General features: G+C 56.7%; 23 protein-coding genes. 9 read left to right on the top strand and 14 right to left on the bottom strand.

Annotated features, from left to right (window positions below; all coding sequences use genetic code 11):
• The first annotated feature begins 265 nt into the window (after window positions 1-265).
• Both PHACT_RS07205 and PHACT_RS07200 read left to right on the top strand, forming a co-directional pair.
• On the top strand, window positions 266-2,704 hold the full coding sequence (locus tag PHACT_RS07205; RefSeq protein ID WP_070116560.1) for a zinc-dependent metalloprotease: 2,439 nt from the start codon (window positions 266-268) through the stop codon (window positions 2,702-2,704).
• 29 nt (window positions 2,705-2,733) lie between these two features.
• On the top strand, window positions 2,734-3,417 hold the full coding sequence (locus PHACT_RS07200; RefSeq protein WP_245730621.1) for a fumarylacetoacetate hydrolase family protein: 684 nt from the start codon (window positions 2,734-2,736) through the stop codon (window positions 3,415-3,417).
• Here PHACT_RS07200 and ruvX read toward each other — a convergent pair whose 3' ends face one another.
• The 4 genes from ruvX to gshB all read right to left on the bottom strand — a co-directional run bounded on the left by ruvX (window position 3,418) and on the right by gshB (window position 6,492).
• Window positions 3,418-3,867, bottom strand: a complete 450-nt coding sequence (gene ruvX, locus PHACT_RS07195; protein WP_070116558.1) for a Holliday junction resolvase RuvX — start codon at window positions 3,865-3,867, stop codon at window positions 3,418-3,420. It lies immediately after the preceding gene.
• Window positions 3,868-3,884: 17 nt separating this feature from the next.
• Window positions 3,885-4,520: a YqgE/AlgH family protein gene (locus tag PHACT_RS07190; protein ID WP_083264414.1), complete on the bottom strand. Its 636-nt coding sequence runs from the start codon at window positions 4,518-4,520 to the stop codon at window positions 3,885-3,887.
• A gap of 66 nt (window positions 4,521-4,586) precedes the next feature.
• The gene (locus PHACT_RS07185; protein WP_083264413.1) at window positions 4,587-5,510 is read right to left on the bottom strand and encodes an energy transducer TonB; all 924 of its coding nucleotides are present in this window, start codon (window positions 5,508-5,510) and stop codon (window positions 4,587-4,589) included.
• 22 nt (window positions 5,511-5,532) lie between these two features.
• Window positions 5,533-6,492 carry a glutathione synthase gene (gene gshB, locus PHACT_RS07180; RefSeq protein ID WP_070116557.1) on the bottom strand — a complete coding sequence of 320 codons (960 nt, stop codon included), beginning with the start codon at window positions 6,490-6,492 and terminating at the stop codon, window positions 5,533-5,535.
• A 130-nt stretch (window positions 6,493-6,622) separates the two neighbouring features.
• Between gshB and PHACT_RS07175 the strand changes: the two genes are divergently transcribed.
• From PHACT_RS07175 to PHACT_RS07150, 6 genes are all read left to right on the top strand, one after another.
• The gene (locus PHACT_RS07175) at window positions 6,623-7,051 is read left to right on the top strand and encodes a response regulator (RefSeq protein ID WP_070116556.1); all 429 of its coding nucleotides are present in this window, start codon (window positions 6,623-6,625) and stop codon (window positions 7,049-7,051) included.
• Window positions 7,051-7,458 carry a response regulator gene (locus PHACT_RS07170; RefSeq protein WP_070116555.1) on the top strand — a complete coding sequence of 136 codons (408 nt, stop codon included), beginning with the start codon at window positions 7,051-7,053 and terminating at the stop codon, window positions 7,456-7,458. Before PHACT_RS07175 ends, PHACT_RS07170 begins: the two co-directional genes overlap by 1 nt.
• Entirely contained in the window at window positions 7,445-9,532 is a 2,088-nt protein-coding gene (locus PHACT_RS07165; RefSeq protein ID WP_070116554.1) for a hypothetical protein, read from the top strand. The genes PHACT_RS07170 and PHACT_RS07165 overlap by 14 nt, the downstream gene beginning before the upstream one ends.
• Before the next feature lie 68 nt (window positions 9,533-9,600).
• The gene (locus tag PHACT_RS07160; RefSeq protein WP_139141465.1) at window positions 9,601-10,131 is read left to right on the top strand and encodes a hypothetical protein; all 531 of its coding nucleotides are present in this window, start codon (window positions 9,601-9,603) and stop codon (window positions 10,129-10,131) included.
• A 66-nt stretch (window positions 10,132-10,197) separates the two neighbouring features.
• Complete coding sequence (locus tag PHACT_RS07155) at window positions 10,198-11,115, top strand: glycosyltransferase family 2 protein (protein WP_169819413.1); 918 nt, start codon at window positions 10,198-10,200, stop codon at window positions 11,113-11,115.
• A complete protein-coding gene (locus PHACT_RS07150; RefSeq protein ID WP_070116551.1) occupies window positions 11,108-12,061 on the top strand; it encodes a glycosyltransferase family 2 protein in 954 nt (317 codons plus the stop codon). Before PHACT_RS07155 ends, PHACT_RS07150 begins: the two co-directional genes overlap by 8 nt.
• Here PHACT_RS07150 and PHACT_RS07145 read toward each other — a convergent pair.
• The 10 genes from PHACT_RS07145 to argH form a co-directional block, all read right to left on the bottom strand.
• Window positions 12,048-15,302, bottom strand: a complete 3,255-nt coding sequence (locus PHACT_RS07145) for a glycosyltransferase (protein ID WP_083264411.1) — start codon at window positions 15,300-15,302, stop codon at window positions 12,048-12,050. The two genes, PHACT_RS07150 and PHACT_RS07145, sit on opposite strands and share 14 nt — an antisense overlap.
• Window positions 15,295-16,419, bottom strand: coding sequence for a glycosyltransferase (locus PHACT_RS07140; protein WP_070116550.1), 1,125 nt, complete (start codon window positions 16,417-16,419; stop codon window positions 15,295-15,297). The genes PHACT_RS07145 and PHACT_RS07140 overlap by 8 nt, the downstream gene beginning before the upstream one ends.
• Before the next feature lie 459 nt (window positions 16,420-16,878).
• Entirely contained in the window at window positions 16,879-18,240 is a 1,362-nt protein-coding gene (locus PHACT_RS07135) for a sigma 54-interacting transcriptional regulator (RefSeq protein WP_070116549.1), read from the bottom strand.
• Window positions 18,233-18,610, bottom strand: a complete 378-nt coding sequence (locus PHACT_RS07130) for a hypothetical protein (RefSeq protein WP_070116548.1) — start codon at window positions 18,608-18,610, stop codon at window positions 18,233-18,235. The genes PHACT_RS07135 and PHACT_RS07130 overlap by 8 nt, the downstream gene beginning before the upstream one ends.
• Complete coding sequence (locus PHACT_RS07125; RefSeq protein ID WP_070116547.1) at window positions 18,607-20,037, bottom strand: HAMP domain-containing sensor histidine kinase; 1,431 nt, start codon at window positions 20,035-20,037, stop codon at window positions 18,607-18,609. Before PHACT_RS07125 ends, PHACT_RS07130 begins: the two co-directional genes overlap by 4 nt.
• 61 nt (window positions 20,038-20,098) lie before the next feature.
• Window positions 20,099-20,794: a DUF484 family protein gene (locus tag PHACT_RS07120; protein WP_070116546.1), complete on the bottom strand. Its 696-nt coding sequence runs from the start codon at window positions 20,792-20,794 to the stop codon at window positions 20,099-20,101.
• A gap of 46 nt (window positions 20,795-20,840) precedes the next feature.
• Window positions 20,841-21,674: a diaminopimelate epimerase gene (gene dapF / locus PHACT_RS07115; protein WP_317622277.1), complete on the bottom strand. Its 834-nt coding sequence runs from the start codon at window positions 21,672-21,674 to the stop codon at window positions 20,841-20,843.
• Window positions 21,675-21,754: 80 nt separating this feature from the next.
• Window positions 21,755-23,011, bottom strand: coding sequence for a diaminopimelate decarboxylase (gene lysA / locus PHACT_RS07110; RefSeq protein WP_070118211.1), 1,257 nt, complete (start codon window positions 23,009-23,011; stop codon window positions 21,755-21,757).
• Window positions 22,971-23,132 (bottom strand): LPS translocon maturation chaperone LptM, encoded by a 162-nt coding sequence (lptM, locus tag PHACT_RS16770; RefSeq protein ID WP_281201743.1) that lies wholly within the window; start codon window positions 23,130-23,132, stop codon window positions 22,971-22,973. Before lptM ends, lysA begins: the two co-directional genes overlap by 41 nt.
• A 162-nt stretch (window positions 23,133-23,294) precedes the next feature.
• Window positions 23,295-24,695: an argininosuccinate lyase gene (gene argH / locus PHACT_RS07105; RefSeq protein ID WP_139141463.1), complete on the bottom strand. Its 1,401-nt coding sequence runs from the start codon at window positions 24,693-24,695 to the stop codon at window positions 23,295-23,297.
• Window positions 24,696-24,845: 150 nt separating this feature from the next.
• Here argH and hemC point away from each other — a divergent pair, with 150 nt between their 5' ends.
• Window positions 24,846-25,784 carry a hydroxymethylbilane synthase gene (hemC, locus tag PHACT_RS07100; protein WP_070116544.1) on the top strand — a complete coding sequence of 313 codons (939 nt, stop codon included), beginning with the start codon at window positions 24,846-24,848 and terminating at the stop codon, window positions 25,782-25,784.
• Window positions 25,785-25,798: the final 14 nt, after the last annotated feature.

Here is a 25,798-nt window from a genome sequence, read left to right as displayed (position 1 = left end):
TGCTTCGTTAAAGTCAGACGCCAGAATGCTCATTTACTATAAGTAAACTCCGCTTCTGTCGTCAGACTTTGCCTCGCCTGACCGGTCCTGAGAACGATTCTTAGAGTAGAGTGAGCCCTGAGAATGTTTCTGAATGCTGCCAATTTCCAGAGTAGAGGGGAGAAAAATACTCATTCAGGGTTCAGCGGCTGAAAGACGTATGGTCGTTGTGGTTCGGTGTGGGTACACTGTTTTGAATCTTTGATGTCATGAAAGGAAACCAATAATGAAAATGCTGCCTCAATTGGGTTTTGTGCTGCTGTTGCCGTTTCTGATGCTTGCCGGTGTGGCGCAGGCTGCGGATGCACCGCCTGCGATCGCGGATGTGGTTGCGGGGGCAGATCGGCAGGAGGGTTACTTCGACTTCTATTATCAGCCCAATACGGGACAGATTCTGCTGGAGGTGGAGCGATGGAATGAAGAATTCCTGTACGCCAGCGCACTGGCAACCGGCATCGGCTCCAATGATATTGGCCTGGATCGTGGTCAACTTGGTGGCGGTCGTGTGGTGAAGTTTGAGCGCCATGGCAACAAGGTATTTCTGAAACATATCAACCTGGATTACCGGGCGGTGTCGGACAGCGCTGCTGAACGCTTGTCTGTGCAGGAAGCCTTCGCCGAATCAATTCTGGCCGGATTTGCGGTGGAAGCGGTTGAAGGCAATCGCGTGTTGATCGACCTGACCGACTTTCTGCTCAATGATGTCCACGGTGTCGCCACCACACTGGCACGGAGCCAGCAGGGCAGCTATAGCCTGGACAAACAGCGTTCTGCGGTTTATCTGGAGCGGACGCGTAACTTTCCGCTGAACTCCGAGTTTGAGGCACAGCTTACGTTTGCCGGCAGCCAGCCAGGAGCGCTGGTGCGCTCGGTGGCACCCTCGCCAGGCAGCATCACCGTGCGTCAGCACCATTCCTTTGTGCAGTTGCCTGAAGCCGGTTATCGGGCGCGGGCGTTTCATCCCGAGTCCGGTTTCTGGTCGCGCAGCTATGAGGACTTTGCCGCACCCATTAACGAGGACATGACCCGGCGCTTCATTTCCCGGCATCGCCTGGAAAAACGAAACCCGGAAGCAGCACGCAGCGAAGCGGTTGAGCCGATTGTGTATTACCTGGACGCGGGTGTGCCGGAGCCGGTGCGTAGCGCTTTGCTGGATGGCGCACGCTGGTGGAACGAAGCTTTCGAGGCGATTGGTTATGACAATGCCTTTCAGGTGGAGATGCTGCCGGAGGACGCCGATCCCATGGATATTCGTTATAACGTGATTCAATGGGTGCATCGTTCGACCCGTGGCTGGTCGTACGGGTCGAGTGTCACTGATCCCAGAACCGGGGAGATCATCAAGGGCAAAGTCACGCTGGGCTCGTTGCGGGTGCGACAGGACTATCGTATCGCACAATCGCTGATCGGACTGGCGCAGGAAGGCTCCGATGAAGCCATCCAGGAGCTGGCGTTGTCGCGTATCCGTCAGTTGTCTGCGCATGAGGTCGGGCATACACTGGGTATTGCCCACAATTTCGCGGCCAGTGTTAATGCGCGCGCGTCGGTGATGGACTATCCGCACCCGGCACTGGAAATCAGTGACAACGGTGTTCTCGATGCGCTTAATGCCTACGATATCGGACTGGGACAGTGGGATTTCCAGACCATAAAATATGGTTATGCTGACTACGCTACCGCGCTGGAAGAATCCGTTGGTCTGTCCACAACACTGCAGGAAAACCGCGATGCCGGGCTGCATTTTATCTCCGACGCTGACAGCCGTGCTCCCGGCGGTGCCCACCCGCTGGCTCATATGTGGGACAACGGCGCCGACCCGGTGACGGAGCTGGAGCGCCTGCTGGCTGTGCGCGGCTCTGCGCTTGAACGTTTTGGCGCGCAGAACCTGCGTGCTGGGCAACCCTACGCGGAGCTGGAAGAAATTCTGGTGCCGCTCTACTTTCTGCACCGATACCAGGTGGAAGCGGTTCACCGACTGATTGGCGGCATCTACTACGAATACAGTATCTACGACGGTGAAAATGCCCAGCCAGAGCAGATCACGCCGATCAGTGCTGAGGATCAGATGCGGGCATTGGATGCCCTGATGAACACACTGACACCGAGTGCGCTGGCGCTGTCACCAGAGACTCTGGCAGCGATTCCGCCCAAACCGCTGGGCTATTCGCGCAACCGGGAAAGTTTTCCCTTGCGAACCTCTCTGGGACTGGATTTTGCTGCCATTGCCGAAACGGCAGCGGATCATACACTGAGCGGGATACTGCAGGCCGAACGACTGGCACGGCTGGTCAATCTGAACAGCCTGGACCCAACCCTGCCGTCCATCCACGATGTCTTTGACCGCGTCATGAACAACAGCTGGTTCGCTGAAAAGTCGGCGGGGCAGTCGGGACGTGTGCAACAGGCCGTCAACAATGTCACGCTTTACCGTTTGCTGGCGCTGCTGCGTTCAGACGAAACTGACAATCAGGTGAAGGCGGCGGTGAATTCGACGCTGCAGGATCTGGAAGACTGGCTTGATTCGGCTGTAGACGAGACCACGGACAACAGTTGGCGCGCACATTACCGCATGGCGCTTGCCGAGCTGGAGAACTGGTCTGATAATGCCAGTCAGGATAGTCTGCTGTCGGCGCCGCTGGCCATGCCGCCCGGCGCCCCGATTTGAGTTCTTTAAATATGTGTCGAGGTAAGCGATTGAAAACTGAATTTGATTTAGCTGTTGCCAGTCTGCCGATTCGGGGGCGTGAGACACGCTTTCCGGTCGGTCGGGTTTTCTGTGTGGGTCGCAACTACGCAGAGCATGCCAAAGAAATGGGCGCTGATCCCAGCCGCGAGGCGCCTTTCTTTTTTAGTAAACCGGCCGCGGCGGTATGGAGGCCTGATGGAACGGTTCCCTACCCGCCGCGAACTCAGGATCTGCATCATGAAGCCGAGTTGGTGGTGGCACTGCATCAAGGTGGCGCGTCGCTGACACTGGCGGCTGCGCGTGCCTGTGTGTTTGCCTACGGCGTTGGTATCGATTTTACCCGACGGGATCTGCAGGCGGAGGCCAAGAAACAGGGGCGACCCTGGGACACGGCAAAAGGTTTTGATGCATCGGGGCCAGTTTCCGAATTGGTAGCATTGGAAGATTGCGGCTGGCTTGAAAAAGGCGCCATCACGCTCACATTGAATGGGCAGGCCAGGCAGCAGGGTGATCTGTCCGATATGATCTGGAAAGTGGATGAGATTATTGCCGAGCTGTCGACCTACTATACGTTGCAGCCTGGCGACATCATTTTTACCGGCACGCCTGCCGGTGTCGGGGCAGTGGACAGAGGTGATGCGGTGGAGGCAACAATCGAAGGCGTGGGTCAACTGGCCTTCAGGATGATCTGATCAATCCGCAGTTGCCGCCAGCGGAGGCAATCCATCCAGCCATGCTTCCAGGATCAGACGCGCGGCCAGTGCGTCCACTTCTCCGCTGGATTCGCCGCGCAGCATCTCGCCTCGTGCCTCAAATGAGGTCAGGCGTTCATCAACACCAAAACAGGGTTTGTGCAGACGGCCATTCAGGCGCTTGCCAAATTTTTGGGCGCGTAACAGCAACTCGCTTTCGCTGTCGTCCATATTAAACGGCAGACCAACAACAAAAACGTCTGGTTGCCAGTTGTTTACCAGCGCTTCCAGTTCGTTCCAGTCAGGAATGCCATCGTTTGCCCTGATAACTCCCACCGCCTGGGCGGTGCCGGTCAGGCTCTGGCCGTAGGCAACTCCGATTCGCTTGGTGCCAAAATCAAACGCAAGCACCTTCAGTGCTTTGGTGTATTTCTGCGGGTAACGCTCCATGGTGTGTGCCTTCAGGTTCAGGAATGCCCGGCCAAGGATGCCAGTTGACTCAGGCTTACACCAAGAATGGCAGCTGCTTCTGCCGCCTTGTTGTCATAGTCCGTGGAGAATAACAGCTCGTTGTTGGCAGGCACGGTCAACCAGACATTGTCACTGACTTCCTGTTCCAGCTGTCCGGCGTCCCAGCCGGCGCAGCCCAGTGTTACCAGGTAGCGCGACGGACCACCGCCATCGGCGATTTCCTGCAGAATATCCCGCGACATGGACAGGCTGATGTCGTCGTTTACCGCCAGCGTGTAGTCCCACTCCGTGCCGGCTTCGTGCAGAATAAAGCCCTTGTTGCGCTCCACCGGTCCGCCAGTAAGAATACTGCTGTCCTGAAGACGGGCCAGGAAGTCCTCTTTGATGGTGATACCCAGTTCATCCATCAGGTCGGGTATCATCAGTTTGGACGGTCTGTTGATCACCAGGCCCAGCGCGCCCTCATTGTCATGTTTCCACAAGTAGGTGACCGAGCCGTTAAAGTTCGGGTCTTTCAGGTGCGGCATCGCGATCAGGAAGTGGTTCTCAAAACAGCTGGCGTTGCCGGTACTGGCAGCGTTTTCGCTGGCATCGTCTGGACGTGTATTATCAGCATCAGAATCATGGCTCATTACTTACGGACTCCCGTTACTGTCAGGTGTATGTTACCCGGCGAAGGTATTACTGGCTGCTGTAGTTCAATTGCTGCTGAATGCATTGCCAGGACGAAAGCGCCAGGTACGAATGATTTCCAGCAGGTCGACTTCACCGCGCAACTCGGCCGGAAATTCGTCAAAGGGCGCGGCCAGTCGCACAATATCAACGGCGGCCTGGTCCAGCACCTGTTCGCCTGACCCCTGCAGCACCCGGATCTCCTGCACGCTGCCGTCAGGGCGGATCGACACCAGCATGCGCAGGCTGCCGAAGATGCCATCCTGCCGCGCCTGTTGCGGGTAATGTTCGTTGCCGACCAGCTCAATACGTTTACGCCAGTTGTCCAGATACAGGGCGTCGTGGCGTTGCTGGGTAGAAGCAGATGAAATGGTGTAGCGCCGTGGTCGCCTGGCGTATTCCTGTTGCTGCACATCCAGCTGCGCCTGCAGGCTGGCGATGGCCAGTGAAATGTCCTGTGGTGTGGAGTGCTCCGAGAGCACGCTGCTGTCGCTGGGCTGCTGTGATTCGGTTTGCTGACGCAACTGGTCGTCGGCGTCGGTGCTGGTCAGAATGCGATTGTCCTGCATCTGTTGAGCCGATGCCGCGGGCGAGGGAATGGGTTGCACTTCCTGTATGATTTCATCATGGAACTGCGACTCCACTGGTGTTGCTGGCGCTACATTTTCGTCAACGGAGCCGCTGCCGAGCTGATTTTCCTGGGCAATAAAATCCGCCAGTTCTGGCGGTCGTTCGCTGCGATATTGCGCCAGCGTAATTTCAATGGCCGGTACGCTGCGACTTTCGCTTAGGAAGCTGAAACCCACGCCAGCGATGATGATGACATGCAGGCAGGCGGACAGAAATATGGTGAAACCAAAGCGTTCCTGTGCCAGTCCGCTGCTCTGCCCTGAACTGCCCGGAGCTGACTTGATCTGCTTTGTGTTCTGTACGTTGCTGTCGTTTGTCATTGCGCCAGAGAGTTCCGGTTATCTACTTCTTGTCTGTTGCCAATTTAGCCGCGATGCAGTCCATGAGCTGGCCGGCTATATCAAGATCGTATGCCGCGTCGATTTCGCGGATACAGGTTGGGCTGGTGACGTTGATTTCGGTCAGGTAGTCACCGATCACATCCAGCCCGACAAACATGAGACCTTTGGCGCGGACACTTTCTCTCACCTGAGCGCAAATCCATTTGTCGCGATCAGACAGGGGCTGGGCGATACCGCTGCCGCCGGCCGCCAGATTGCCGCGGCTTTCGCCGATGGCGGGCACTCTTGCCAGGGCGTATGGTACGGGCTCACCGTCAATCAGCAGAATGCGTTTGTCACCTTTGACGATCTCGGGGATGTAGCGCTGGGCCATGATCGGGTTGCGTCCGTGACCGGTCAGCATTTCAATGATGACACTGATATTGGTATCGTCAGCCCGGATCCGGAAAATCGAACTGCCGCCCATGCCATCCAGCGGTTTGAAGATGACATCGCCGTGTTCTTTGTGAAACGCCTTCAGTTTGTCCGCGCGGCTGCTGACCAGCAGCGGTGGGCAGCATTGCGGAAACTGGGTGGCATACATCTTTTCATTGCAGTCGCGCAGGGACTGCGGTTTGTTGACGATCAGCGTACCCGCCTGTTCGGCGCGTTCCAACAGATAGGTTGAGTAGATATAGTTGCTGTCGAACGGCGGATCTTTTCGCATCAGGATCACGTCGAGATCGGCCAGGGGCCGGTCGCTGGCCTCACCCAGGGTATGCCAGTGGTCCGGATCATAGGCCACTGACAGCGGCCGCATTGACCCCATGGCAGTTTCCCCATTCAGGTACAGGTCTCCCTGCTCCATGTAATGCAGCTCCCAGCCGCGCTCCTGAGCGGCGACCAGCATCGCCAGGCTGGTGTCTTTTTTGTAGGTAATATCTGCGATGGGATCCATCACGATGCCGACTTTCAGGTGCATGGTTCAGCCTCTTGCCCAGGGGTCAATACGATTATCAGTATCATAGCATGTTTGCTCCGGGCAGCAGCGCTGGCCCTGTGCTACAACGTTTGCAGGTGATTGTTAAAACGGAGATCAGGGAGGATTTGTTGTGATTGATGCAATTCCGCGGGACGAGACGGCGAGGCCATTCCGGGTGCTATTGGCAGAAGCCGGTGCACATGTACGTGAATGTATGGAAGAAATGTTGCAGGCGCAGGACTTTGAGGTGGTCAACGCAGACGACGGCTTTGAGGTCCTGTGTCGTCTGCCTGAATGGCGGCCTGACCTGTTGTTGATTGCTTCTGAGCTGCCAAGGCTGAGCGGAACCCAGGTCTGCAGTCTGATTCGACAGTGCCCGGACTTCAGTTCACTGCCGGTCATTCTGATGGGGAAGGAGCATTCGCTGCTGGACCAGGCACAAGCAGACATGGCCGGCGCCAATGGCTGTCTGCCATTGCCCTTCCGTATGGATGAGTTCAGGCAGGCACTGTCGGTGATGTCGCAGAACCCAGCGCAGCGAAACGAGACAGCGGCCTGATGACATTGATCCTTGTTGTTGACGAGAATGACTGGCAACGTCAGGCGCTCTGTGATTTTTTGCGTTGTCAGGGCTACCGGACATGGCAGGCGAGAGACCTGGCCGAGGTTCGTGAGGCGTTGTCGATGTCGGCGCACAGACGTGGTGCTGACTCGTTGAAGCCGGCATTGTGTCTTGTTGAGTTGGTGAGAGAGCAGGGGAACGGCTTCAGTCTTGCTGTCTGGCTGCAGTCCAGAGGCCTGGGCAGGTCAGTGCTGCTCAGTGATCGCGGGGAACTGGCAGACAGTCTGTGGGCCCGTTCCCGGGGCATCGAATGGACACTCTCCCGCAGACTCAGTGCGGCGGATTTCACTGCACATCTGGCGCGGATTCTGCACGCAACGGCAGGTGACAATGCTTGCGCCTGATGCAGCGGAGGCTGCGCTTCAAGGGGTCATGGATGTGGAGCTTGCTGCAATGCAACGTTGTGGTCAGTCAGCACTGACCGGGTCGTCGGAGGAGCGTGCGTGGCAGGCGTTATTGGCCGGATCTGGTCGAATCGAGGCAGTGGCATGTTTTGTCGCCGACAGCGCATTGTCGCGGTATTGCCGTCATGTGGGGCGTTACATACGCCTGGCCGATGGTCACGCCAGCCAGCCATCGGCGGTGCTGAAACGTCTACTGCGTAAAGTACTTCAGTGCCGCGAGTTGTTGAACCGGCCACTGGCAAGCGAATATTTACGGCAGGTTTTGCTGGTATCGCTGCAGCAGTGCACGGCCGCAGCGAGCGCCACGGCACCAGTCTCCGGGGAAGCAGCAGACAGCCCGGATGGCCCCGCCACACAGCACCCGGTAACCTGGCTCAGACAAGCCTGGCCGCTGTATGTGGATGTTCAGCGCGCCAGCAGTTTTTTGCCGGAATCATTACCCAGGTGTGGCCTGCGTATCGCCGATCGAAATTCTCCGCCGCAGGACCTGACAGCTATTGAACTGCTCAAGGCCGTACTGCATTTGCAGTCCAGCCTGGCGCAGGCAGGTCACGCCAGTGCCTTCGGGACGTGTGATTGTCGGGACTGGAAACAGGTTATCGGGCTGGAGCTGGACCGGCATCTGCGAACTTACCCGCGCACAGCCAATACGGGCGACGAGCCGGAGTCTGAGGAGCAGGTCCTCGCTATTCGCAAATTTATCTGGCGGGCAATACAGCTGAGCCGTTCGGTCAGAGCTGTACTGGCTATCGGCGACAAGAGACACAATAAACCGGATCTCATCGCTGAGCTGGCTGACGCCATTATCAATGATTGTGGCGTCATTCTTCATCTTCAGGCAGAGGAGAGTGCAGCAACACCAGCAAGCTTGAAGCGGGTATTGAAGCGGGTGTTGCTGATGAAGTGGACACTGCTGGGCGAGCCCGGCACCAAGGGGCTGGATCCACTTCTTGAGCCGGCATTGTCACTGGCTGTGCCTGCGTTGTCTGACGAACTTGCCCACACGTTAGCGACGTTGGTGCAAGCCAGCCAGAAAATGCCTTCGACCACCATGATCTGGCGTGATCTTGGTATCGACTGTTACCGCCTGCTGGTGCACCTGCGTATGCTGGTTGGCGGTTATCTGAATTCGGCGGCCAGTCAAGGCGCAGACAGCCCGGGACAGGTTGGTGACAAGGCGTTGGACGTCTGGCTGGTGCTGGTTGGCAGCGTCTATCGCTGTATCGGCTATTGCCATCAGTTACCTGTGCAGACGGCTGTCGAACAGCAAACGCTAAGGTTTATGCTGGATGCAATGTCTGCATGGGCTGCAGGTCATCCTGATGCGGCGGGTTGTCTGCGGCAAATCCTGATGCTTGAGTCACGCCTGGCTTTGACAGCCGGGCGCTGCTGGCAGGCAGCGGTACTGGAGCTGGATACGGAGCAGGATGACTTTAACGGTCTGTCTGTACACCACGCCCTCGCCTCGGGATTGCGGCTGCTGCCGTCTATGTCTGTTGCACCCAACTGGGCGGCAGAGGTGCAACCGGAAATGCTGAATGAACTGCGCTTACTGTTAAAGGGCGCTCGTGTCCTGAGGATCCAGACCATAGAGTCGCTGGTTTGGGTCATGATTGACGCCTGTCAGGTGCAGCAGCGCCCACCGGTGGCAGTGATGCGGCGTGCCCATCGCAGTCTTTGCCGGATGCTGGACCAGGCAGCGGCCTGGCAGACACCTGGTAATGCCAGGCGCATGATAAACAGCCTTTATGCCAGCCTGGACGGAGACAGTTCGCGTCCAGGACGGCACGACGCTGTGCGCGAACACACACATGGTCACGATAGCCGGCAACAGAGTCTGAATATCAACTGGCGGTTGCGGAAAATACTCAGGCAATGTCACGATCTGGACAGCGTTCGGGTGCTGATGCAGGAACTGCTGCGTAGTCAGGAAGACCTGCTGGCGACGCCCGTCGCATACGCATCAGGGTCTGACAGCAGCGCGCTAGGAGTGAGCCGCCTAAAGCGGCTATAATGGCGGCTTTAGTCATCGTAAGCAGCTTTCTGCCAGAGCGCTTACCGTTTACGCGAGAGCTGTGGTCTGTGAGAACATTTGGATTTGTCTGGGGAGTTGGAGGCATTCTGTTACTGCTGAGCTTTGCCATTGTGCGCCTGGGTGGCGTGGCACTGGAGCTGGGCGGCTATCCGTTGACGGTCTGGCAATGGGGACTGGTGTTGGTGTGGCTGGTCTATATGGTCTGGGCAGAAGGCTACAAAGGTTTTCATCTGGCGTTTGCACCTCGGGTAGTGGTTCGAGCCAACTATCTTGCCAATAACCCCAGGCCTGTCCATGTACTGCTGGCACCTCTGTATTGCATGGGATACATCCATGCCACCACCCGTCGCAGAATTCTGTCGATTGCGCTGACTAGCATGATTCTGACCTTTGTTTTTATGGTCAGGCTGCTGCCGCAACCATGGCGCAGTATGGTTGATGTTGGCGTGGTTGCCGGTCTGGTCGTTGGTGTTGCGTCGATTCTGTTCTATTTGGTGCAACTTCGGCAGAATGGTCCGGGCAGCCTGCCAGTGGCGACCGATGTGCCTCTGGCAGCGACGATAGAAGGTCAGGTCTGAGCGCTCAGCGATTGACAACAGTTCGCTACGCAGAATTCGGTTAGCCGGGGTTACTTGATGGAGTCTGTGAAAGCTCATAACACCTGCATCAATCAATGTGGTGCCGTGGTGGTAACCTGGCAGCCCGATATCGAGACGCTGGCTGCCTTGCTGACGGATCTGACGGCGCAGGGATGTGATGTTGTGGTGGTGGATAACGGATCCGACAACGCGGCGCAGGTCAAAGCCCTGGTAGATTCGCTGGCGCCTGAAGCAAGCATGATCCCGTGGCAACAGAACCGGGGTCTGTCCGTCGCGATGAATGCCGGACTGCAGTATCTGCGCGAGAACCAGTACGAATTTGTATTTTTGTTTGATCAGGACAGTCGTCTTACCGACGGGTTCTGTGAGTCCATGTTGCAGGCCTGGTATCGTGCGTGCGATGTCAGTTCACAGCCCGTCGGCGCCGTCGGGCCCCGCCTGCAGGACCCGGGCACGGGCCGTCGCACACCGTTCAGGTTGTTCCGGTTAGGTCGACGTTCGGATTGTGCGATGGCCACTGCCGATGACCTGTTCGAAGCCGATTTTCTGATTTCCTCCGGCAGCCTGATGTCGCTGTCCGCTGTTGCCGCGATTGGCCCCATGAAGGATGACTATTTCATCGATAATATCGACCTGGAATGGTGCTTCCGGGCCAAAGCCAAAGGCTATGCGCTTGTTGGCACTGACGCTGCCATTCTGTTGCACAGTATCGGCGAACCCAGTCGTAATCCGCTGGTTCGTGCCGGCGTAATGGTTCGGCATAGTCCCGCCCGCAGTTATTATTCCACCCGCAATCGCCTGCACCTGTACCGGCAGAGCTATGCCCCTGTGGCCTGGAAGCTGCGCGACTGTTTCCGTTTTGTACTAAAGACGGCCTGGCTGGTGCTGTTTTCCCCTCAACGAGGTGAATACGCTGCGCAGATTCGCCGGGGCATCAAGGATGCCGGGTCACTCAATGACTGATCAGCATGGCTTGCCTGATATTCTGGTATTGATGCCGGTCTACAACGGCGCTGCATTTCTCGCGGAGCAGCTGGATTCGATTCTTGGCCAGAGCCACCGGAATTTCCTGTTGCTGGCCCGGGACGATGGTTCATCAGATCATTCGGTACAGATTCTGCAGGCCTACGCCGGGAAATTTCCCGATCGGATATCGTTGATTCATGACAGTCTGGGTAACCTGGGAGCTTCCGCAAGTTTTGGTCTGCTGCTGCAGCACGCCCTGACCCTGATCGATAACAGACCAGCGTCTCCACCGTGTTATGTAGCACTGGCCGACCAGGACGACTGGTGGCATGCGGACAAACTGGCGTGTTGTCTGCAGCGAATGAAACAACTGGAAGCGACGTCGGCAACCATCCCGGCGTTGGTGCACAGTGACCTGCGCGTGGTAGACAAAGCAGGTCAGTTACTGGCGCCGTCATTGGCCGCGTATCAGATGCTGCGGGTGCAACACACGGGGTTTGTCGCGCAACTGGTCAGTAACACATTGACCGGCTGCACTGCTTTGATGAATACAGCGCTGGTACGTAAAGCCCTGCCCATTCCTGCAGAGGCGGTCATGCACGACTGGTGGCTGTCGCTGGTCGCCAGTGCCTTTGGGCACCGATACTTTGAACCGTCGGCGCTGGTTGACTATCGCCAGCATGGCGGCAATACCCTGGGCGCGCGGGCTGCGTCACGCTCCGGTTTCAGGTTCAGACGTCTGCAGACGCTGCTCGCCAACAATGACACCCAGGACGCCAGTGAGCTGTTCAGGACACTGGCAGTGCAGGCCGTGTGTTTCGACCAGCGTTACGGGGCGGAAGTCGGGCCGACCAGGCGTTGGGCGCTACGTCGTGTCGCTGCGCTGAAGCATGCCAGTGCACTGGTTCGGCGGCTGAGCTTTCGTTTGCTCAGGCGCCTGTAGCTGCCAGCTCCGGCGACGTTTGCTGAGACTGTGTGGAAGCAGCCTGCGTCAGTGATTGCACGACGGCGGTAAACTGTTCCGGGGAGCAGTCTCTGGCGAGCGCGTCCAGGGCTTTACCCCGGACATGGTCCCAGAGTGTCTCGTCCTGGTACAGGCGTACACACTGATCGGCAAATGCCTCAGCACTGTCTCCTACCAACAGCTCGTCACAATCTGTCCATGACAGCTGACCGGCGAGCAGTTCAGTGGCGACCACCGGTATGCCAAAGGCCGCCGCCTCATGAATTTTATGGGGGATGCCCGCGGCAAAACGCGTCGGCGCGATAAACACCCGGCAATGATCATACAGCGGGGTAATGTCAGGCTGTCGGCCCATGAATTTAATACCGTCAGCCTGAATGCGCTTCAGGGAGGGGGCAATATTGTCGCCCACCACCAGGACTCTGAAGTCACTGCCCAGTTGCTTTTTGATCAGGGGCAAAACTTTTTCGGTAAACCACAGCAGCGAATCCACATTGGGTGAATTGTCATCACGCAGTGCCCCGACAAAAAGAAAGTCCTGGCGCTGTTTAAAGTTTCTCGGGGTCGGTGTCGCCACAGTCTTGTGTCCAAGAACCAGAACGTTTTCGAAACCAGCCTGCTGGTAAATATCGGCTTCGGCCTGAGAGACGGCCAACACGCAGTCAGCATCACGGGCAAGTTCCAGTTCATCTTTGACCATGCGTGCTTCGCGCTGGGCTGAGACTGATTCACCCTGAAGGCGCATTCGGGCGGCCTCGCGCGGTGCGATCAAGGCTTCGGCATCATAGACGATGCGGGCGTTGCCAGTGATCGCCTGGTGTTTGTGTTGCAGGTCCTTCAGCCATTCCATGTTGTGGCTGCGACTGACGATAATGGTGTCGTAGACATCGCGGCGCTGGGTCAGAAACTCACCCAGCCGGTCTTTGCCCAGATACAGCATGACTTCGACGGAGGGTGGCAGGGTGGCGTAGGTATCGGGCCACTCATCATAGGAAGTCCGTAACGGAAACAGCGTTACATTGTAGTTGGCAGCGACCAGTTCATGCAGGATTTCCCGGCAACGCGGATAACCGGCACCGAGAGCGGCATGTGGCACCCTGTCATCAATCAATAACACGTTCTGGCGTCGCGAAGCCGTTCTGGCTTTTAGAATATTGGACTCGGCGGCGGGGTATTGCTTAGCCAGATAATCCTGGTGTTTCTGGCACAGGATTTCGCGATGCTCCTGCTGCAATTTGCTGGCGCCTTCATAACCGCCGGAACTGGCAAACTCGTAATGGATAATGTCGGCGGCCGGCTCATAAATGATTCGATAACCGGCTTTGTTCAGGCGGATGCAGTAATCGGATTCTTCGTAATACGCGGGTGCGTAGTCAATATCAAAACCACCCAGCTCTGCGAACAACGCGCGTGGTGTCAGCAGGAATGCGCCGGAGCAATAATCAACATCGCGTCGAAACATAAACTCGGGGTTGTCCGGTTGCATGCCGCGGCCATAACCCAGGCAACTGCCATCCTGCCAGATGATGCTGCCGGCCTCCTGCAGGCTGCCGTCCAGCAAGCGAATTTTTCCACCGACGGCGCCGGCATTGGATTCCTGGCCAAACACGTTGAGCGCCGCACGCAGAGAACCGGGCTGCAACAATGCATCGTTATTCAAGAACAGCAGGAAGTCACCTCGGGCTGCTTCAGCGCCCTGATTGACGGCATGGACAAATCCGACATTGTCCTGGTTATGCAAGGTAGTGGCGTTCTCCACCAATGCCATCATTTCTGCTGTGCGGTCCGTGGAGTTGTTATCCACGATAATAATTTCAACGTCGACGTCGCAATGGGCAATCAGCGATTTCAGGCACATCAAGGTTAAAGGTGCCTGATTGAACAGGACAAGAATAATGGAGACAACGGGCTTGTCCGAGTGCGGCAACACCAGGGCCTGGGCGTCATCAATGAATTCGTCCAGCGCGGCGCTGGCATTCTGCGAATGTTGTTTTTTTACGTCGTCGGCATCAATGACAGCATCAGGTACAGGTTTTGACAGTTCGACTGTCTGTTTCAGACCATATATCCGGCGACCCAGTGCGGTAGACACCAGTGCCCGGCCTGCCCGTTGTTTTAATCGTATCAACGCACCAAGCAATCGACGCAGTGGGGCGGTCAGTCGCCAGAACCGACTCCCGGTGATCAGTGTCAGTTCAGACTGCAGATTTCTGGCGTGAACTTCCAATGCCCGGTAATCGATTTCGAGCAGTCGATAACGCTCCTCGACCGAGTCCGGCCTGTGTCCGTTAGCGGTTACTGCGCCAGGTATCGCCAGTGAGTCACGGATATCGGCAATCGCGGCGATGACACTGTCCATGGATGCACTGTTTTTCTTCTCGCCCAGCGCCTGCCAGGGCACTGTGCCCTGATAACTGGCGGCGGCCAGCCAGTTATGCCAGCGCGACAGCATAAGACGTTTTTCCTGCATCGCCCGTGGCTGATTCTCGGGCAGGTTGTCACTTTTGCGGGTTTGCGATTCGTGATGGACCAACTGCACAGACGGGTTGATCAGGCAGGGCAGTCTGGCTTTACGTAAGCGCAGGCAATAATCCAGATCATTAAAGGAAACCGCCAGTGATTTTTCGTCAAACCCGCCAAACTCCAGGAAGCGGTCTTTGCGCGTAAACAGGCATGCGGCGGTGACTGCATCGACGGCGTACCAGTGGTCGATTTCGAAACGCTGTGCAAGATCATCCATGGCCATGCCGTGAGCAATGTGGAGCCCGACCCAGCTGCTGTCCAGGGCAACGCCGGCATGCTGAATGGTATTGTCAGGGTAGAGCAGCAGGGCGCCAACCGCGCCAACGTCTGGCAGGTTGGCCACGGGCAGCAGACGCTCCAGCCAGTCACTGGATTTGACTTCAATATCATTATTCAGAAAACACAACACATCGCCGGTGGCCTGATTTGCGGCCATGTTGTTGATCTCGGAAAAATTGAATGGTCTGTTCCAGCTCAGCACTTTTACCCGGGCATCGGCCAGGATGCTGTCAAGGTAGCTCAGGGTTTTCTGATCAGTACTGCCGTTGTCGACGATCAATACCTGCAGATCGCCGGCATAGGGGGATGCAAGAATGCTGTCCACACAGGGCTTGAGTAATTCCAGTTTGTCGCGTGTTGGAATGATGATGCTACAGCTGGGGAGTTCGGCTACGGTCATTGGTTCAGTTTCATTCATCGGTGCGATGTCCGCCTATGCGTTTGAGGTGTCTGCCAAGCCAGCGGAAAGGTCGGGTTGCGCGCCAGGACAGCGAATTTTTGACGTAGGTCAGTTGTCTGTTCAGTTCTGTGTAGTGGGCTTGCAGTTCTTCATGGTGGGCCTGCAACTCAGTGTGCTGAGCCTGCAGTTGCGCGAACTGATTCTGCGCGGTCTGCAATTGTTCGAGTACTTTATGATACTCGGCATCAGCACTCTGTTGCTGGACCCTGGCCTGATGTAATTGCCCGGCGACGTTAGTGTTTTCCTGTTCGAGATTTCTGATGTGTTGGACGCACGCGGCAAGCTCCGCTTTGATGTTGCTGTAGTCGGCTGAACTGACCAGCAGGCTGTTAAGTTCTTCGCCGCGCCAGTATGGCAACCACTTGTTGAGCACGTCAATTCTGGCGCGTGCCTGCGGTGTCCCGCTTTTGTATTTGTCCTGTTCCTGTTCCTGCTCCAGTGCTGTCGCTGAGTCACCGCCCTGTCGATAGAACGCGGTGACGGACTCGACATGCAGGAAATCGCCATGACGGGCGCACTGCTGCCAGAAGTCCCAGTCTTCGTAGATAGCCAACGTTTCGTCAAAACGACAGCCGCTATCGATCAGGGATCTGGAGAACAGGACGGAATGAATCGGGAGGTAGTTGTCCCGCTTGAGCAGGACCGGATCGAATGCGTGTGCAAATACTTTGTCGGTGGCGTGTCCGTCTGGGTCGGTAACCTGAGTATCGCTGTATGCCACCAGGCCTGGCCTGTCTTGCAAGGCACTCATCAGGATCTGGATATGCTCGGGTGCTATCCAGTCGTCGTCATCCAGAAATAACAACCAGTCTCCGCTGGCGTGGTCAAGGCCGGCATTGGCGGCGGCCGGCCGGTTCAGGGGCTTACCCGTGCTGACCACTTTCACCGTGATATCCCGTACTGGCGTAGCCGGTGATTGCAAACCCTGACCGCGGGCGTCGACTACCACCAACTCAATGTTGGGCCAGGTCTGGCTGAACACGGAATCAAGGGCCTGCGTCAGGCTGGGCCGGTCGACGGTGCGGCAGATTATTGAAACCAGCGGCGACGAGTCTATGTTGTTGATGGTGGTCATCCTTTGCTGAGTTTGCTGCTGTATTTGCTGCAGTCAGGCAATCTGCTCTGCTTGGTCAGAAGACGCATTGTACCGAGTATTGACCATCAACGTGAAGTCATGGGCTCAGGTGTTTCCTGCAGGCAAAAAAAACCCCCAGTTTCCTGGGGGTTAAAACAGCCGGACTTATAAGGAAGGTGTAGGTACAGGTCCGTTCCAATGCATCCTTGGCTGTGAGCCTTAGCAGACTCCTTGCGGGTTAAAGGCGGGAAAACAATCGGGGATTGCTCCGTCACTATGGAGATAGCAGGTTCCGTGCCAGAAATATAAAAGCTTATAAATCAGCGACTTGTGATATTCGTTTGTTGGGGAGGGCTAAACTGCTGTCGGGGGTGGCAGACACTTTTGATGGGATTTTGTTAAGTGTCTGATTTTACAGTGTTAACGGTGTCGGGTTGGCCCGACACCGATGGCTGGGCCTTATTCTGCTGGTTTGCGGAACTGGTCCGGATCCAGGTCGTGGCGTTTGAGCAGATTATAGAATTCACTGCGATTGCGTTCGGCCAGTCGGGCGGCCAGTGCAATATTGCCTTCGGCCAGATTGAGTAGTCGAATCAGGTAATCATGCTCGAACTGATTGCGGGCATCGTTCATGTTCAACAGCTTTTCTGCCTTGAAGCGCAGGGCCCGCTCTACCAGTTGTCGCGGGATCAGGTTTTGCGGGCTGAGCACCACACACTGTTCGACCACATTGAGCAATTGTCGGACATTGCCGGGCCATGGGGCACTGACCATCACTTCCATGGCATCGGGTGCAAACCGCATGCCTTCCTCCCGGCCGTGTCGATCGCTTAACTGTTGTGCAAAGTGGTTGGCCAGCAGGGGTATGTCCTCTCGCCGGTCTGCCAACCGAGGCTGTTCCAGGGTGATCACATTCAGCCGATAAAACAGATCCTCGCGAAACGTTCCCGCACGCACTTTCTCGTGCAGGTCATGGTGTGTTGCCGACAGGATACGTACATCAACTTTGATGGTTTCGGTGGAGCCAACGGGTCTGACTTCGCCCTGTTCCAATACCCGCAATAATTTGGCCTGCGCGCTCAGCGGCATATCACCGATTTCGTCCAGAAAAACAGTGCCTTTATCGGCTGCCTTGAACAACCCGTCGGTCGCCTTGCCGGCACCGGTGTAGGCACCAGCCGTGTGGCCGAACAGCTCGGACTCCAGCAGTGTTTCGGGTATCGCGGCACAGTTCAGCGTCATGAAGGCTGCATCGTGGCGATTACTGGCACGATGTACCGCTTTTGCCAGCAGCTCTTTACCGGTGCCGGTTTCACTCTGGATTAACACGCTGACATCTGTTCGTGCGGCGGCCTTGGCCTGCTGCAACAGTGTTTCCATGGCCTGGCTGCAGGACACAATTCCCTGGCGCCAGCTGTCGCTGTCGTCACCGTTTTCATCGTCCTGCGGACTGCTCTGGCTCAACGCCTGCGTAATTTTGTCCATTAATATGTCGGCGTCTACCGGTTTGACCAGATAGCTGAAGACGCCACGTTGCACGGCCGCAACGGCATCAGGAATGGTGCCGTGGGCAGTGAGAATGATGACCGGCAGCTGCAGAAAGCGTTCCTGGATAGATTCAAATAAGGCCATGCCATCCATGCCAGGCATGCGCAGGTCGGTAATGACCACGTGCGGGCGGTAACGACCGAGTTCGGTAATGGCTTTCTCTGCCGAGTCGACAGCACTCACATCCAGGTTGTTGGCCTGCAGGCGCATACGGATCAGGTGCAACAAATCTTCGTCATCGTCGACCAGCAGAATACGGGGCTTGTCACTCATTGACCGTCTCCTGCAACTGGCCGCGGCGGTTAATCTGCTGCTCGATTGCCGTCAGTGCCTCGATCTGGTTCTCAAGGGACTGAATCTGCTGTAGCTGTACTTCATGCACCTGCTGAAGTTCGCGCAATTGTATCTGCAGTTCGAGCATGCGCAGACGCAGGTGAGAGGCTGCGGATGTGTCAGAGTCCTGGCTCAGCGACGATCTGATCTGTTCCGCTTCTGTGACCAGGTCCGCCTGTTCGCGGCTGTCCAGTGACTGTTGAAAGTAGAGTAAAGAAGAGAGCTCGTTGTTGCCGCCCAGGCCTGATGGCAAGGACTGGCATGAGGCCAGCACACTTGTCAGCGCGGTAATACAGAGTAAACGCATCATGCTTTGGTTTTCCTTTGCCAGCGTCTCGGCAGCGACAGCCTGAAACAGGCGCCCTGTCCTGCCTTGTTATTGATGATAATCAGTTTGCCACCCATCTGTTCTGCATATTCGCGGGCGATGGCGAGGCCAAGACCGGTGCTATGGTAATGCTCACGAGGCCGGGCAGTGCCCTGGAAAAACGCTGAGAATATTTTCTCTTGCTCTTCCTCCGGCACGCCGGGGCCTTCATCGGCAACGTCAATATCAATAAATTCTTTGTCCCGCACCATTGTAATGGCTATTTTGCCATTTCGTGGAGAGAATTTGACCGCGTTACTGAGCAGGTTGTCAACAATCACGCGAATTCGTTCGCGGTCACCACTGATTGCTACTTTGTCCAGGCGCGTATGCCATTTAAGTTGGGTGTTTTGTGTCGACGCCTGATGGCTGGACACGATGCCTTTCACCATGGCTGTCAGCTTGATGGCTTCCGGCGGTGCATCAACAATAGCAAAGCTCTCAGCATTATGACGCAACAGGCCTTCGATCAGACCGAGCAGGCGCTGGCAGTTATTGCTGAGAATGCCGATCAGGGTTTTCTGCTCTGCATTGACCGGGCCGGCGATCCCATCGCCCATCAAGGCGGCACTTTCCTGCATCGCGGCCAGTGGTGTTTTTAGTTCGTGAGAGATATGGCGCAGAAACTCGCTGCGCTGCTGTTCCAGTTGCTGCAGGCGATCGCGCAACCAGTCCAGTCGGGCGCCCAGTAAACGCAGGTCGGTGGGGCCGCCGATCCTGATTCTCTGTTCATAGGCGCCTTTGCCCAGGTCCCGGATGGCGATGTCCAGTTGTCGCAATGGCCGGGTAATCAGGGTCACAAACAGGACCGCCAGCAGCAGTGCGGTGCAGACCAGCAGCAGGGTGCGAATATTGAGTGCGCGCTGGCTGTTGGCGGTCTGCTCCCGAAGTAGTGCGGCTCTGGTATCGACCCAGGTGGATGTCAGTCGGGTCAGCTCATAAGCGGTTTCCAGCAACCGCGGGTATTCAAAATCGGTCTGTGAGGTGGCGGCATTAAGTTCGCTATAAGCCTGCATCTCCATGCCCTGCAGTTCCTCGGCCTGGGCCGAAATGGCGTCGTCGTTGTTCAGTGATAGCAGTTGTGCCAGCGTCTCGTGAAGTGATTCGCGACGGTCGTCGTAGACTTCAAGGAGTGCCGGGTCACGCAAAATAAGAAACTGCCGGGCGCTGCGTTCAAGAGCGCCGCTGTGTTCAATTAATTCGCGGCTGGCGCGCATGGCAAAAGCGGATTGATTGACGGTCAGTTGTCCGGAAGTTGTCAGCGTATCAAGCTGACGGACACTGATGACCAGCGCCGATATCAGCAATGCTGTCACCGCCAGAAAACCCAGTACAGTCAGTTGCAGGATTGAGCGAGTGCGAAACAGCATAAAATCCGCCTGTTGTTCTTCCGTGGCCGGTGTCCGATGATTGTCGGCAGCGTGGTGGCCGTTATTCTCCGGGTGATGTCAGCCTGCTGATCAGTACGCCCAGAACCTCGGCAATAAAATCCAGGAACAGGGTGTCGAGCTCTTCGGTAAAATAGTCCTGTGCGTGGTTGCCGATAACCAGTACCGCCAACAGGCTGTTTCGGTGCGTTACCGGGCATAGGGCTGCCGAGCGCAATACCGGGGTTGTGCCCGGAAACAGAAGCCAGGATGTGTCTTTGTCCAGCGCCTGCGTCAGAACCTGGCGGCTGCGTAACAGCGAAGGGAAGCGTTTTTGCAATTCAGTGGCAGCGTCGCTGGTATCAACAAGAATAAGGCGGCAGGCATCAATCCCGGGCTGGGTTGACAGGCTGGACTCGGTGACGACCGACAGTTGATCAAGTTTGTCTTCTTCCAGCAGTGTCAGAATCAGGTTGCGGGTGACACTGAACAGTTGATCATTGTAACGGGCATTTTCCAACAGGCCGTTCAACGTGTGTCGGGATTCAATGCTGCGGTCACGTAGAATTTTGACCTGTCGTTCGAGCAGTGAGATGGCCCCGCCGCTTTCATGTGGCACAGTCATATCGGCAAGCAGGTTGTCGCGATCGACAAAAAAGTCCGGGTGCTCAGTCAGGTAGCTGGCAACTTCGTCTGCCGACAGCGCTTCTGAACGTGATGTTACGGCTGTCTTTTTTGCTGAAGAAATGTCGCTGCTCATTCGTTATGCCTCGTTGATAATGCTTGATGCTGTTGCTGTCTGATATTCATATCAGCACGCTGCCTTCAAATACGGTTGTTGCGGGCCCGGTCATGATAACGGGTTGGCCGGCCCCGGCCCACTCTATTGTCAAATCCCCGCCGGTCAGCACCGCACGCACGCGGGTGTTCAGGAGACCTGCCTGAATACCACATGCCACGGCGGCGCAAGCGCCGGTGCCACAGGCTTCGGTTTCACCCGCGCCACGTTCGAATACACGCAGGCGTATGGTGTCCCGGTCAACGATCTGCATGAAACCCACGTTGACACCTTGAGGAAATGCGGCGTGGCTGTACAGTTCCGGCCCGAGCGAGCCGACAGGCGCAGTATTTGCGTCGGCGACCGTCAACACGATATGGGGATTGCCCATGGAAACCGCCTGGAAGTCGACCGTCCCATAAGATTCAACGTTGAGCTGATAGCCCGGCTGACGCGTGTCGGCAACAAAGGGCAGGGAGGCAGGGGCGAAGTCGGGTTCGCCCATATCAACGCTGACCCGAGCATTGTCGTCAGTGTGCAGTTCCAGCAGGCGATTGCGCGTCTGCACCCGAATCGGGCTGCGCGCGGCAAGACCGCGCATGAGAACATAGCGTGCGAAGCAGCGCGCACCATTTCCGCAATGCTCAACTTCACTGCCATCGGCATTAAAAATGCGGTAACTGAAATCGGCGTCCGGGCGAGTGGGCGGGGCAATAATCAATAGCTGGTCGAAACCCACGCCGCGGTGGCGGTCACCCAGCGACCGAATCTGTTCGGCACTGAGTTCGACCGGATGGGAAATCTGGTCAATCACCATGAAGTCGTTACCCAGACCATGCATCTTGGTAAAATTGACGCGCAGCGCTTGCTCCGGGGCCCGATTCTGAGTTCGGGCCAGATCCTGGTTGTGGCCGGGTTCTGTTGTTATCGGACTTCTGCGCATTACTCTGCCAATACGTTTTCCAGGCTGAGCTGGTAATCAATGGTTTCCCGCTGACGAACCAGCGAGGCGTTGTCACCGTCAACCATGACTTCTGCTGCCCGGTTGCGGGTGTTGTAATTTGAGCTCATGACAAATCCATAAGCACCTGCCGAACGCACCGCCAGTAGATCGCCTGCGGCAATTTTCAGTTCACGGTCCTTGCCCAGGAAGTCGCCAGACTCGCAGACCGGACCCACAACATCATATACGTATTCGCTGCGCAAGTCTGACGGTGCCGTCGAAACTGGCACGATCTCCTGCCAGGCGCCATACAGCGCCGGCCGCAGCAAATCATTCATGGCGCCGTCGATAATGGCAAAATGCTTATGCTCCGTGTGTTTCAGGAACTCGATCCGGGTGATGAAGATGCCTGCATTGGCGGCAATTGAGCGACCAGGTTCCAGCATTAACACCAGATTTCTGCCTTCCATTTTGCGCTTTACCGCCTCTATCAGCAGCTGCGGTGAAGGTGGCGTTTCCTTATGATAAACAACACCAAGGCCACCGCCCATATCAAAATGCTCAAGCTGGATGCCGGCAGCGGACAGCTGGTCGACCAGGCTCAGAACGCGGTCGATCGCATCCAGGTAGGGGTCAATGGCAGTGAGCTGTGAACCGATATGGCAATCGATACCGGTGACACGGATGTTGTCCAGCGCCGCCGCGCGTTCGTAAACAGCAAATGCCCGGTTGATGTCGATGCCGAACTTGTTCTCTTTCAGGCCGGTGGAAATGTAGGGGTGAGTGCCCGCGTCCACATCGGGGTTGACCCGGACAGACACCGGCGCCCTGACACCCAGGCCTGCGGCAACGGCGTTGATGCGATCCAGCTCCGGTTCCGATTCGATGTTGAAGCACAGAATCTCTGCCTGTAGCGCCTGTTCTATTTCAGCTTCAGTTTTGCCCAGGCCCGAAAAAATGATTTTTTCTGCTTTGCCGCCGGCGGCCAGTACGCGTGTCAGTTCACCACCGGACACGATGTCAAAACCGGCACCCTTGCGCGCCAGCACATCGAGCACGGCAAGATTGGAGTTTGCCTTGACGGCGTAGCAGGTCAGGTGAGGGGTGTCACCCAGCGCATTTTCGTAAGCCAGCAGGTTGTGCTCAAGCGCAGCTCTGGAATAGACATAACATGGCGTGCCGTATTCGGCAGCGATGTTGCGCAAGGCTACCTGTTCAGCAAACAGTTCGTTGTTCTGATAATAAAATGGATTCATATTGTCCTGATGGTATGGAAATGGCGGCATTCTGCTGACCATTGAGCGTCGGGGCTTCAGGGCGTTGCAAAGGCCCTTTCTGGCCACACGCACCCAGGCCGCTCATCAGGATGGCTGTCATGACAATAATGGCTGATCGTTGCACGTTATGAATCCCGGGCTCAAAGGTCTGGCCTGACTGTTGATGGCGTGATTGGCAGACCTGAACCGGTCTGACTGTTAATAGTGCCGGGATTATAACGTGTTAGGGCGGGAGCGGCTAATGGCATCGCGCCCAGCCCGACTAGCGTTGCTCGAGCAGTTCCCGGCAGGTCGCCACGGCACTTCGCACCTGATTGGGTGCGGTGCCGCCGATATGGTCCCGGGCCTGCACCGAACCTTCCAGGCTGAGCACAGCAAACACGTCGTCAGTAATGATATCGGAGAATTGCTGCAGCTCGTCCAGGCTCATTTCGCTGAGGTCCTTTTTCTGCTGCAGACCATATGCCACCGACTTGCCGACAATTTCGTGGGCATCCCGGAAGGCCAGGCCTTTCTTGACCAGGTAATCCGCCAGGTCAGTTGCAGTGGCATAGCCTTTTTTGGCGGCCAGATACATGTTGTCCTTCTTTGCCTGCAGTGCCGGAATCATGTCGGCGTAGGCTTTCAGGCAGTCGCGCAGCGTATCCGTCAGGTCAAACAGCGGCTCTTTGTCTTCCTGGTTGTCTTTGTTGTACGCCAGCGGCTGCGACTTCATCAATGTCAGCAGAGAGACAAGGTGGCCGTGTACGCGGCCGGTTTTGCCGCGTACAAGCTCGGGTACGTCCGGGTTCTTTTTCTGCGGCATGATTGATGAGCCAGTGCAGAAACGGTCCGGCAGGTCAATGAAATCAAACTGCGCTGAGGTCCACAGTACCAGCTCTTCCGAGAATCGCGACAGGTGCGTCATGATCAGGCTGCCACAGGCGGCCAGCTCGATGGCAAAATCGCGGTCGCTGACCGAGTCCAGTGAGTTCCGGCTGGGCGCATCAAAACCCAGTTGCTCGGCGGTGAAGTGCCGGTCAATCGGGAAGCTGGTGCCGGCGAGTGCAGCGGACCCGAGCGGAGAAATATTCATGCGTTTGCGGCAGTCCTGCAGCCGGCTGTAGTCACGATCCAGCATCTCGTACCAGGCCAGCAGGTGGTGACCCAGCGTGATCGGCTGTGCTGTCTGCAGATGCGTGAAACCGGGCATGATGGTGTCGGCCTCGCGTTCTGCCAGTGCCAGCAACGCCGTTTGCAGACGCGTCAGTTCGCTGGCGATGACGTCAATTTCGTCGCGCACATACAGACGGATATCCGTGGCCACCTGATCGTTGCGGGAGCGGCCGGTATGCAATTTTTTCCCGGTCAGGCCGATACGTTTGGTCAGGGCGGATTCGATGTTCATATGCACATCTTCCAGCTCAACCGACCACTCGAAGGTACCGGCTTCGATGTCGGCCCTGATGTCTTCCAGACCCTGCAGAATGGCATCGCATTCGTCGGCACTGAGAATGCCGGCGGTTTTGAGCATGCGCGCATGGGCAACGGAGCCGGCGATGTCCTGACGGTACATGCGCTGATCAAAACTGACCGAGGCGGTGAATCGTTGCACAAAGGCATCGGTGGCTTCGGAGAAACGGCCGCCCCATTGGATGTTCGCTGGTTTACTGGATTCGCTCATAGTGGATACCTGCATTATCGATTGCGGCGGAGTATACCACGCGGGTGTGCAACGAGGGCAGGTGCGTGGCGGGGCGCATTCCGGCTGGATTTGGCGTAGAATGCTGAGTAACTAATTTAAGTAACCCAAGCAATTGGCAATGGAAGAACTATGGCTTTAGACCTTATCCGCATCGCAACCCGCCGCAGTCCACTGGCTTTGTGGCAGGCCGAATTTGTGCGTGATGCCCTGATGGCGAATAACGCTGGTTTGCGGGTAGAGCTGGTGACTATCTCTACCCGGGGCGACAAAATACTCGACACACCGCTGGCTAAAATTGGTGGTAAAGCGTTGTTTGTCAAAGAGCTGGAGACGGCCATGCTGTCAGGAGAGGCGGATATTGCGGTGCATTCCATGAAAGATGTGCCCATGGAGTTCCCGCCAGGTTTGTTCCTGCCGGTCATCTGCGAGCGTGAAGATCCGCGCGACGCGTTTGTTTCCAATCACTTCGCGAACATTGATGCCTTGCCGCAGGGGGCCCGGGTCGGTACCGCCAGCCTGCGTCGGCAATGTCAGCTGCTGAGTCTGCGTCCGGACCTTAAAGTGGGCACCTTGCGCGGCAATGTCGGTACCCGGCTGGGCAAGCTTGATAGTGGCGAGTTTGATGCCATCGTGCTGGCCGCTGCCGGTCTGTTGCGACTGAAACTTGACGAGCGCATTGCCCAGTTTATCCCGGAAGCGGTGTCGTTGCCGGCCGGTGGCCAGGGCGCTGTCGGCATTGAGTGCCGGGAGGATGCAGCTGAACTGATTGCCATGCTGAGTGTCATGCATCATCCGGACACCGCCGACAGGGTCATTGCAGAGCGTGCGATGAATCGTCGTCTGCAGGGCGGTTGCCAGGTTCCCATAGCCTGTTATGCTGAGCTGGACGGTGATCAATTGCTGTTGCGCGGTCTGGTCGGGGATGTGGACGGCAGTCGCATTCTGCGCACTGAACGCAGTGGCCACCGCAGCGATGCAGAGGCTATCGGGATCGCGGCAGCGGAAGATCTGTTAGCCCAGGGCGCCGGTGATATTCTGGCGGCGCTGTATGAAACTACAGAGGAATAGCTGATCGGGTAATC

This window comes from Pseudohongiella acticola (assembly GCF_001758195.1).
GTDB lineage: Bacteria > Pseudomonadota > Gammaproteobacteria > Pseudomonadales > Pseudohongiellaceae > Pseudohongiella > Pseudohongiella acticola.
The sequence above is the reverse complement of the archived record's forward strand: the minus strand, read 5'-3'. Positions and strand labels throughout refer to the sequence as shown.